This window comes from Streptomyces albiaxialis (assembly GCF_039530985.1).
GTDB lineage: Bacteria > Actinomycetota > Actinomycetes > Streptomycetales > Streptomycetaceae > Streptomyces > Streptomyces albiaxialis.
The window spans coordinates 147,896-158,628 of the sequence record NZ_BAAAPE010000014.1; the positions used below are offsets into that span (position 1 = coordinate 147,896).

At 70.4% G+C, this 10,733-nt stretch carries 4 protein-coding genes and 1 tRNA gene; 2 read left to right on the forward strand and 3 right to left on the reverse strand.

The annotated features are described in order from the left end of the window. Positions 1-3 precede the first annotated feature (3 nt). Positions 4-5,619: a HAMP domain-containing protein gene (locus ABD343_RS29205; protein ID WP_344532390.1), complete on the reverse strand. Its 5,616-nt coding sequence runs from the start codon at positions 5,617-5,619 to the stop codon at positions 4-6. Between the two features lie 444 nt (positions 5,620-6,063). Between ABD343_RS29205 and ABD343_RS29210 the strand changes: the two genes are divergently transcribed. Further along, positions 6,064-8,703: a SpoIIE family protein phosphatase gene (locus ABD343_RS29210; protein WP_344532391.1), complete on the forward strand. Its 2,640-nt coding sequence runs from the start codon at positions 6,064-6,066 to the stop codon at positions 8,701-8,703. Positions 8,704-8,766: 63 nt separating this feature from the next. Here ABD343_RS29210 and ABD343_RS29215 read toward each other — a convergent pair. Beyond that, positions 8,767-8,839 (reverse strand) — tRNA-Thr (locus ABD343_RS29215). A gap of 77 nt (positions 8,840-8,916) precedes the next feature. Here ABD343_RS29215 and ABD343_RS29220 point away from each other — a divergent pair. After that, on the forward strand, positions 8,917-9,828 hold the full coding sequence (locus ABD343_RS29220) for an extracellular catalytic domain type 1 short-chain-length polyhydroxyalkanoate depolymerase (protein WP_344532392.1): 912 nt from the start codon (positions 8,917-8,919) through the stop codon (positions 9,826-9,828). Between the two features lie 61 nt (positions 9,829-9,889). Here ABD343_RS29220 and ABD343_RS29225 read toward each other — a convergent pair whose 3' ends face one another. Further along, positions 9,890-10,576 carry a DegT/DnrJ/EryC1/StrS family aminotransferase gene (locus ABD343_RS29225; protein WP_344532393.1) on the reverse strand — a complete coding sequence of 229 codons (687 nt, stop codon included), beginning with the start codon at positions 10,574-10,576 and terminating at the stop codon, positions 9,890-9,892. Between the last annotated feature and the right edge of the window lie 157 nt (positions 10,577-10,733).

A 10,733-nucleotide genomic window follows, 5' to 3' on the forward strand; every position in this document is an offset into this window, starting at 1 on the left:
TATTCACCGCGCACCCATCCACCGCCTCATGACACTCAACAGGTGCTCCGTGTCCACCGGCTTGGAGACGTAGTCGGACGCTCCGGACTCGATGCTCTTCTCGCGGTCCCCCTTCATGGCCTTGGCCGTGAGGGCGATGATCGGCAGCCCGGCGAACTGCGGCATCTTTCGGATGGCCGCCGTCGTCGCGTATCCGTCCATCTCCGGCATCATGATGTCCATCAGCACCACGGCCGCGTCGTCGTGCTGCTCCAGCACCTCGATGCCCTCGCGCCCGTTCTCGGCGTAGAGCACCTGAAGCCCGTGCTGCTCCAGCACGCTGGTGAGCGCGAACACATTGCGGATGTCGTCGTCCACGATGAGGACCTTGCGCCCGGCGAAGGCGCCCATCTCCGCTCTCGCGACCTCCTGGCCCTCCGGGGCGACCGTGTCCGGGACGAAGTCCGCCGCGCCCTCAGAGGCGCTCCCACGGCCCTCGTAGCCGTTCCCCAGCTCCGCCGCGGGGCCCGTCCCCGCCGCCGAGGGTGCCGCGCCGTTGCCGTGCTGCGCGTTGTACGGCAGGGCCTCCGGGGGCAGCTCGGGCTGTCCCCGGCCCGCCTCCTCGCGCCTGCGGCGCCGGTCGGCGAGACTGTGCGCCGCCTCGGCGGCGGCCTCCTCCGGCGTCATCGGCGGCCCCTCCTCCGCCTGCCCCTCGGCCGTACCGACCGGCTCGGCCGCCGCCGCGCCCGTCTCCGCCGCAGCGATGGCCAGCGTGGCGCCCGAGTCGATCTGCGTGTAGCCCTGGGGCGGCAGTTCGGTCGGGTGCAGCGGCAGGTAGAGCGTGAACGTGGACCCCCGGCCCGGTTCGCTCACCGCGTAGATCTCGCCGCCCAGCAGGCGCGCGATCTCCCGGCTGATGGACAGCCCGAGACCCGTGCCGCCGTACTTGCGGCTGGTCGTGCCGTCCGCCTGCTTGAACGCCTCGAAGATGACGCGCATCTTGCTCTGCGCGATCCCGATGCCCGTGTCGGCCACCGAGAAGGCGATCAGGTCGGCTTCCGCGTCCCGCAGCGACCCCTGCTCCAGCATCTGCTCGCGGATCGTCTCCGGCACGTCGTCCCGCGCCGAGCGGATCACCAGCTCGACGGCGCCGGTGTCGGTGAACTTCACCGCGTTCGACAGCAGGTTCCGCAGCACCTGGAGCAGCCGCTGCTCGTCCGTGTGCAGCGTCGCGGGCAGCTCCGGCGAGACCCGTACGGAGAAGTCGAGCCCCTTCTCCGCGGTCAGCGGCCGGAAGGTCGCCTCCACGTAGTCGACGAGCTGGACGAGCGCGATACGGGTCGGGCTCACGTCCATCTTGCCCGCCTCGACCTTGGCGAGGTCGAGGATGTCGTTGATGAGCTGGAGCAGGTCGGAGCCCGCCCCGTGGATCGTCTCGGCGAACTCGACCTGCTTGGGCGAGAGGTTGCTCTCCGCGTTGTCGGCGAGGAGCTTGGCGAGGATCAGCAGCGAGTTGAGCGGCGTGCGCAGCTCGTGCGACATGTTGGCCAGGAACTCGGACTTGTAGCGCATCGAGACGGAGAGCTGCTCGGCGCGCTCCTCCAGGACCTGCCGCGCCTCCTCGATCTCACGGTTCTTGATCTCGATGTCGCTGTTGGTCTGGGCGAGTTGCTCGGCCTTCTCCTCCAGCGCCGCGTTGGACTCCTGGAGCGCCTTCTGCCGGTTCTCCAGCTCGCCCGAGCGCTCCCTGAGCTGCACCGCCAGCTCCTGCGACTGCTCCAGCAGCCGTTCGGTGCGCGTATTGACGCTGATCGTGTTGACGCTCGTGGCGATCATCTCGGCGATCTGGTTGAGGAAGTCCTTCTGGATCTGCGCGAACGGCTGGAACGACGCCAGCTCGATCACGCCCAGGACCGTGCCCTCGAAGATGACCGGCAGCACGATGACGTTCGCCGGCGGGGCCTCGCCGAGCCCCGAGGAGATCTTGAGGTACCCGGGCGGCGAGTGGTCCACGAAGATGGTCCGCTTCTCCTTGGCCGCCGTCCCGACCAGCGACTCGCCGGGGCTGAACGTGGTGGGCATGGAGTCCGTGCAGTACCCGTAGCTCCCGAACATCCGCAGCTCGTACGAGCCGTCCTCGCCGGGCCCCGCGCCGACGCCCGCGGCCTCCTCCGGCGTGCCCGTGGGCATCGACAGGAAGAACGCGCCGTGCTGCGCGGAGACGACCGGCGTCAGCTCGCTCATGATGAGCCCGGCCACGTCCCGCAGCTCGCGGCGGCCCTGCATCAGGCCGGAGATCCGGGCGAGGTTGCCCTTCAGCCAGTCCTGCTCCTGGTTGGCCTGGGTGGTGTCGCGGAGGTTGGCGATCATCGTGTTGATGTAGCCCTGGAGCTCCAGGATCTCGCCCGCGGCCTCGACGTCGATGTGCACGTTGTGGTCGCCCCGCGTCACCGCGGTGGCCACCTCGGCGATGGCCCGCATCTGACGGGTCAGGTTGCCCGCCATCTCGTTCACCGAGTCGGTGAGGTCCTTCCAGGTGCCCGCGACGCCCGGCACCCGCGCCTGGCCGCCGAGCTGGCCGTCGGTGCCCACCTCGCGGGCCACCCGCGTCACCTGCTCGGCGAACGACGAGAGCTGGTCGACCATCGTGTTGATCGTGGTCTTGAGCTGGAGGATCTCTCCGTTGGCCTCGATGTCGATCTTCTTGGTGAGGTCGCCCTTGGCGATGGCCGTCGTGACCATCGCGATGTTGCGGACCTGGCCGGTCAGGTTGGACGCCATCGAGTTCACCGACTCGGTGAGGTCCTTCCATGTGCCCGATACGCCCGCGACACGCGCCTGGCCGCCCAGCACACCGTCCGTACCGACCTCCCGGGCGACCCGGGTGACCTGGTCGGCGAACGACGACAGGGTCGTCACCATCGTGTTGACCGTGTCGGCGAGCTGCGCGACCTCGCCGCTGGCCTCGACGGTGACCTTCTTCGTCAGGTCTCCGGAGGCGACGGCCGCGGCCACCTGGGAGATGTTCCGGACCTGCCCCGTCAGGTTGTTGGCCATGATGTTGACGTTGTCGGTGAGGTCCTTCCAGATCCCCGACGCGTCCCGCACCCGGGCCTGGCCCCCGAGCTGCCCCTCGGTGCCCACCTCGCGGGCCACCCGCGTCACCTGCTCCGCGAACGACAGCAGCGTGTCCACCATCCCGTTGACGGTGGTGACGAGCGCGAGGATCTCGCCCTTCGCGTCGACGGTGACCTTCTTCGACAGATCGCCCTGCGCGACGGCGGTCGTGACCTCGGCGATGTTCCGCACCTGCGAGGTGAGGTTGTTCGCCATGAAGTTGACGGACTGGGTGAGGTCCTTCCATGTGCCCGAGACGCCCTTGACCTCGGCCTGCCCGCCGAGGATGCCCTCGGTGCCGACCTCGCGCGCGACCCTGGTGACCTCCTCGGCGAATGAGGAGAGCTGGTCGACCATCGTGTTCAGCGTGGTCTTCAGCTCCAGGATCTCGCCCCGCGCGTCCACGTCGATCTTCTGCGACAGGTCACCGCGCGCGACCGCCGTGGCCACCTGCGAGATGTTCCGCACCTGGGTCGTCAGGTTGCCCGCCATGCCGTTGACGGAGTCGGTCAGGTCGCGCCATACGCCCGCGACGCCGGGCACCTGCGCCTGGCCGCCCAGCCTGCCCTCCGTACCCACCTCGCGGGCCACCCGCGTGACCTGCTCGGCGAGCCCGGACAACTGGTCGACCATCGTGTTGATGGTGTTCTTCAGCTCCAGGATCTCGCCCCGCGCGTCGACCTCGATCTTCTGCGACAGGTCACCGCGCGCCACGGCCGTCGTCACCTGCGCGATCTGACGCACCTGGGACGTCAGGTTGTTCGCCATGAAGTTCACGGAGTTGGTCAGGTCGCGCCAGGTGCCCGAGACCCCGTCGACCCGGGCCTGACCCCCGAGTCGGCCCTCCGTACCGACGTCCCTGGCCATACGCGTGACCTGCTCGGCGAACGAGGAGAGCTGGTCCACCATCGTGTTGACGGTGTTCTTCAACTCCTGCATCTCGCCCGACACATCGACGGTGACCTTCTGCGACAGATCACCGTTGGCCACCGCCGTCGTCACCTGCGCGATGTTGCGCACCTGGCCCGTCAGATTGCGGAACGCCGTGTTGACCGAGTCGGTGAGGTCCTTCCAGGTGCCCGCGGCGCCCGCCACGGACGCCTGCCCGCCGAGCACACCGTCGACCCCGATCTCCCGGGCGACACGGGTGACTTCGTCTCCGAACGAAGACAACTGGTCCACCATCGTGTTGACGGTGTTCTTCAACTCCTGCATCTCGCCCGACACATCGACGGTGACCTTCTGCGACAGATCACCGTTGGCCACCGCCGTCGTCACCTGCGCGATGTCCCGCACCTGAGCCGTCAGATTGCGGAACGCGCTGTTCACCGAGTCGGTGAGGTCCTTCCAGATCCCGGCGGCCCCCGGCACCTGGGCCTGCCCCCCGAGCACACCGTCCGTCCCGACCTCGCTGGCCGCGCGCGTGACCTCCCGCGCGAGAGTGCGCAGCGTGTCCGTCATCGCGTTGATGGTCTCGGCGAGCTGCGCGACCTCGCCGCGCGCGTTCACCGTGATCTTCTGCGACAGATCGCCGTTCGCGACGGCCGTCGTCACCTGCGCGATCTCGCGCACCTGGGACGTGAGATTCCCCGCCATCAGGTTGACGGAGTCGGTCAGGTCCTTCCATACGCCCGCCGCGCCCGGGACCGACGCCTGGCCGCCCAGCTCGCCCTCGGTGCCGACCTCCCGCGCGACCCTCGTCACCTCGGACTGGAACGAGGAGAGCTGGTCGACCATCGTGTTGACGGTGTTCTTCAGCTCCAGCATCTCGCCCGCGACATGCACGGTCACCTTGCGTGACAGGTCGCCCTTCGCGACAGCCGTCGTCACCAGGGCGATGTCCCGGACCTGAGCGGTCAGCCGGGACGCCATCGTGTTGACCGAGTCCGTCAGGTCCTTCCAGGAGCCGGACATCCCGCGCACCCGCGCCTGGCCGCCCAGCTTCCCCTCGGTGCCGACCTCGCTCGCGACGCGCGTCACCTCGTCGGTGAACGCCGAGAGCTGGTCCACCAGCCCGTTCACGGTCCGCCCGACCTTCAGGAACTCGCCGCGCAGCGGATGACCGCCCCCGTCCGTCCCGCGGGAGCGCAGATCCATCCGCTGCTCCAGATCGCCGTCCGCGACGGCGGACAGCACCCGGCCGACCTCGGAGACGGGACGGGCCAGATCGTCCACCAGCGCGTTCGCCGCATCGATCGCCGAGGCCCAGGAGCCCTCACAGGTGCCGGTGTGCAGCCGCTCTGTGAGTTTCCCCTCACGCCCCACGACGCGCCGCACCCGGGACAGCTCTCCGGTCAGATGCAGATTCTGGTCCGCGACCTCGTTGAAGACGGCGGCGATCTCCGCCATCGGGCCCTCACCGGTCACGGTGAGACGCTTACGGAAGTTTCCGTCGCGCATCGCCGTCAAAGCGGCCAGCAGCTTGTTGACGGACGCGGCGTCCACTTCGATCGTCCCGTTCCTCCGGGACCGTCCGCCCTTCGCGCGCGTGTTGGTGCTACGCGCCGCTGCGCCAGACTCCACTGTCCCTCCCGCGGGTCGACCATCTGCCCGGGCCCTTTTACTCCGAGCCTTCCCAGTGTTTCACCCTGCCCGAACCCGGCGATAACAGTTCGGCAGCATGGCATACGGCTCTGCGTCCGTGCCGGACGGAAATCACCCGCATCCGGCGGACACGCGTGGCGAGAACGTAAGTAACCTGGCACCCGGCTGTCCGTATCCCCGCCCCTCGCGGGGGTGCCCCCACCGGCCGGCTGGGTAGGGGGCAACAGAGGACAGCGGCGTGAGCACGACGGGTTACGGAGGGGCGCTGCGGTGACGCAAAGGCAGGGCGCCGGGTATGGGGGTCCCCCCACCGACATTCCGCCTGCGCCCGGGAGCGCCCCGGCGGAGACGGCAGACCCGGGACACACGGCGGCCGTGACCGCGCAGCGGACACTCCCGCGCCAGTCAGGCGACGAGACACCGATGGGGAGACCAGTGATCACCGCGCGAGCCGCTGCCACCTTCGAGCCGGTGGGGCGCTCGGTCGCCTCCGCGCGCGGCTTCGTGCGCGACACCCTCCAGGGCTGGGGACTCGCCGACATCGTCGACGACTCCGTCGTCCTCACCAGCGAGCTCGTCACCAACGCCGTCGTGCACGCGGGCACGGCCGCCGAGGTCCTCTGCCTCCGCGACGAGGACGGCGTCCGTATCGAGGTCGTCGACCGCTATCCCGAGCGCGAGCTGCCCCTCCAGGAGCCCGGCCTCCAGCCCGGCAGCCCCGACCGCGAGGGCGGCCGGGGCCTGCTGCTCTGCGCGGCCCTCGCCACCCGCTGGGGCGTCGACTACACGGCCGCAGACAAGCGCGTCTGGTTCCGCCTCGACCTCCCCGAGCGCCCCGTCGGCACCCGCGCCGCCGGCCCCGCCCTCCCGGACACCGCGCTGCCCGTCGCCGACACCCGCGTCCACGTCGCGGTCGTCCAGGTCGACCGCAGCGGCGCCATCAGCGCGTGGAACGAGGACGCGACCGAGCTGTTCGACTATCCCGCCGAACAGGTGCTCGGCAAGCCCCTCACCGATCTCGCGGCCTGGCCCCACACCCCCGGCACCGGCACCGGCATCGCCGAGGCTCTCCGCCTCTCCCGCTGGGAGGGCTCGTACGGGGTCCGCGCCTCCGACGGCCGTACGATCCCGGTCTACGCCTCGCACCTGCGCGTCCGCGACGGCGACGGGGAGCCCTCCACCGTCTGCCTCCTCGTCCGCGAGCACGAGCGCGCCGTCCTCCAGTCCCCGCCGCGCGGCCCGGCCACGGACTCCACGGGCCAGCGCCAGCCGAACTCCCACGAGCCGTCGGCCACCGACCCCTTCGAGGTCTTCATCGGCTCCCCGGCCCCCGACGACCTCGACGGACTCCTCCAGCGCACCGTCGAACGCGCCCGCGACATGCTCGACGGTGACGCCGCCTATCTCCTCCTCGCCACCGACGACGAGACCGAGCTGGAGGTCCGCGCCTCCACCGGCCTCCCCTCGGCGCGCCAGCGCTTCGCCCGCGTCCCCGTCGAGGCCGGCAGCGGCCGGTACGGGAACGCGCGCATGCCCTCCGTGCACGAGGACCTCACCGTCGTCCCCGGCGCCGTCCCGCTCCTCTCCGGCACCGGCATGCGCTCGGTCGTCACCGTGCCGCTCAAGGTCGAGGGCAGACTGACCGGTTCGCTGGGCGTCGCCACCGAGGCCCCGGGGCGGTACTCGAACGAGGAGGCGCTGCGCCTCCAGTTCGCCGCCGATCGCATCGCGCTCGCCGTCGAACGGGCCCGCCTCACCGAGCTGGAGCGGCTGCGCCGCGGCTCGCTCTCGTTCCTCGTCGAGGCCTCCGACCTGCTCGCCGGAACGCTCGACAGGGACCAGACCCTGGCCCTGATGGCCCAGATGACCGTCCCGACGCTCGCCACCTGGTGCGCCGTCTATACGGTCGCCGACCAGGGCTCCGACCCCAAGCTCTCCTACGTCCTGCACGAGGACGAGGACCGGATCGACAACCTCAAGGCCCTGCTCTCGAAGGTCGATCCGCCCGACCCGGTGCCCACCCCCGGCGCCCGCGTCTGGACCGCTCCGACCGACGCCGCGCGCTCTGCGGCGCTGCGCACCTCGCTCCGGAGCGTCGTGATGCACGCCGAGGACCACCGCGCCGCGCCCGGCACGACGCTGGCGACCGCCTCCGCCGTCGGCGGCGAGACGGTGGTCCTGCCGCTCGTCGCCCGTAACCGCGTCATCGGCATGCTCACCCTGGGCAAGCCGACGGACGAGCGCTTCCGCCAGGAGATCCTGGAGCTGGCCGAGGACCTCTCCCGCCGCGCGGCGCTCGCCCTCGACAACGCACGCCTGTACTCCGAGCGCACCGCCATCAGCCAGTCCCTCCAGCGCAGCCTCCTCCCGCCCGAGACCCCCGAGGTCGCCGGCGGCGTCGAGGTCGAGGTCATCTACCGCGCGGCGGGTGAGGGCAACGAGGTGGGCGGCGACTTCTACGACCTGTTCGAGATCAGCGACGGCACCTACGGCTTCGCCATCGGCGACGTCTGCGGCACGGGCCCCGAGGCCGCCGCCGTCACCGGCCTCGCCCGGCACGCGCTGCGCCTCCTCGCCCGCGAGGGCCTCGGCGGCCCGGCCGTGCTCGAACGGCTCAACACCGCGATCCTCGACGAGGGCGCCCGCAGCCGCTTCCTCACGCTCCTCTACGGCGAACTGCGCCCCCAGCAGGAGGACGGCAGCTCCGAGCTGAAGGTCGTCTGCGCGGGCCACCCCCTGCCGCTCCGCCTCCGCCAGGACGGCAGCGTCGAACCCGCGGCCGAACCCCAGCCCCTGCTGGGCGTGATGGACGACCTGGAGCTGTACGAGCAGACGGTCACCCTCGACCCGGGCGACGTCCTCCTGTGCGTCACGGACGGCATCACCGAGCGCCGCGAAGGCACCCGCATGCTCGGCGACGACGGCCTGGCCGACGTCCTCTCCACCTGTACGGGCCTGACGGCGGGCGCCGTCGCGGCCCGCATCATGCGCGCGGTCGAGCGCTTCGCCAACGATGCGCCGTCCGACGACATGGCCATCCTCGCGATGCGCGTACCGGAATAGCCCCGGAACAGCAGAAGGGCCCCCGCCGAGTGGCGGAGGCCCTTTCGCAACTGCTGTTCTCTGAGCCCCAAAACGGAATCGAACCGTTGACCTTCTCCTTACCATGGAGACGCTCTGCCGACTGAGCTATTGGGGCGTGGTCAGCGGGAAAGATCTTACCCCATGGGCGCCGGTGCTCTCGACCGTCCACCGCGCTCCTGTCACGATGCGGCGATGCGCACCCGATTACCCCGATCCTGGCTGATCACGGCACTCCTCTGCCTGCTCGCGCCCCTCGGAGCCGCGGCCTGCGGCAGCGACTCCGGAGACGCCCACGAACCGCGCCGCGAACGCGCGGCCAAGCCCGGCGAGCCCCGCCCCGGCAACCAGAAAGCCGACCTCACCTGGAAGGGTAAGAAGCGGACCTACCGCGTCCACGCGCCACCCGGATACAAGCCCGCCGACGCCCTCCCCCTCGTCATCGCCCTGCACTCCTTTCCCGGCACGGGCAAGGAAATGAGCCAACTCAGCGGCCTCGACGCCAAGGCCGACAAGGAGAAGTTCCTCGCCGTCTACCCCGACGGGCAGAGCGGCGGCTTCAACGCCTTCGTCTGCTGCGGAAACGAGGACGATGTCGGCTTCGTCCGGCAGCTCGTCAAGGAATTCACCGGTGACTGGGGCGCCGACAGGGACCGCGTCTACGCCACCGGCATCTCCAACGGCGGCGACCTCACGCTCAAACTGGCCGTGGAACTCCCCGACACCTTCGCGGCCGTCGCCCCGGTCAGCGGCGGATTCATCGGAGAAGCGCCCAAGGACCCGTCCTACGCGCCCAAGAGCCCCGTCTCCCTCATCACCTTCCTCGGCGGCACCGACCGGTACTACGGCCAATTCCGGAACGGCATGAAGACCTGGCACTCGCGCCTCGAATGCACCCCGGCCCCGAAGCACCGGCTCCCGAAGGGCAATTCCGTGACGACTGCGGACTGCGCCGACAGAAGCGCGACGGCGGTCTACACCCTCCCCGCCATGGGCCACGCCTGGCCCGGCGCCCGGGGAGCCGACCTCGCCGATCCCCAAGCGGGCCTGCGCGCCACGGATCTCCTCTGGAAGTTCTTCGAGAAGCACCCGCGGAAGAAACCCTGAGAACGGGAACGTGAAAGAGAACGGAACGCGAACGGGCGGCGGACCGGCTCGGAGGAACCGGTCAGGACGCCCGCTCGTGCATCAGCCCGCCGAGCGCGTTGCACGCCGAGACGACCTGGTGCAGCTCCCGCTTGCTCATCGCGGAGGACAGCGGAAGCGCCAGGCATTCCTCGGCGGCCTTCTCCGCGGCGGGCAGATGCACGTCCGCGCGGAATCCCGGCAGCCAGTGCACAGGCGCCTTCACCGGCACATGACACTCCACGCCCCGCGCCCGCAGCGCCCGCTTGAACGCGTCCCTGTCCGGACGGCCGTTCCCCGGGACGCGGACCACGTACTCGGTGTACGCGTGCTCGACTTCCCGACGTGCGCCCGGTATCACGACGCCGTTCAGCCGGCGCGCGAGATAGGCGGCGTGCTGCCGCCGGCGCACGGCGTCCACGGAATCCGTACGCGGCCGCGGCTCCCATTCCACGAGACGTGCCCCGCGCCGCTGCGCGACCTTCGCCAGCCCGGCCATGTCCGCGGCCTGGCCGAAGAGATGCACGGGCACGATCGCGGCGGTCCGCTCCGTCACCACGGCTTCCACGGCCTCGGCGTCGAGGCAGAAGCTCGCGGGATCCACGTCCGCGCACACGGGCCGCGCGCCCAGCTCGCGCACGGCCTCAGCCACTTCCGCACCCCCGAACGCGGGCAGTACGACCTCGTGTCCTGCACCCACCCCTGCGGCGGTCAACTGTGTGGTCCCCATGAGGCGGATGCTGTCCATCCCGCGTGAACTCCCGGTGACGGGAAATAAAAAAGCCGAGGGCCCTGGATGAAAATCCAGGGCCCTCGGCCTCAAAAGGAGTTCGGCGGTGTCCTACTCTCCCACACGCTCCCGCATGCAGTACCATCGGCGCTGAAAG

Coding starts and splice junctions, on each gene's coding strand:
- ABD343_RS29225 (WP_344532393.1), bottom strand. CDS start 10,576: ATGGGGACCACACAGTTGACCGCCGCAGGGGTGGGTGCAGGACACGAG.
- ABD343_RS29210 (WP_344532391.1), top strand. CDS start 6,064: ATGGGGAGACCAGTGATCACCGCGCGAGCCGCTGCCACCTTCGAGCCG.
- ABD343_RS29220 (WP_344532392.1), top strand. CDS start 8,917: ATGCGCACCCGATTACCCCGATCCTGGCTGATCACGGCACTCCTCTGC.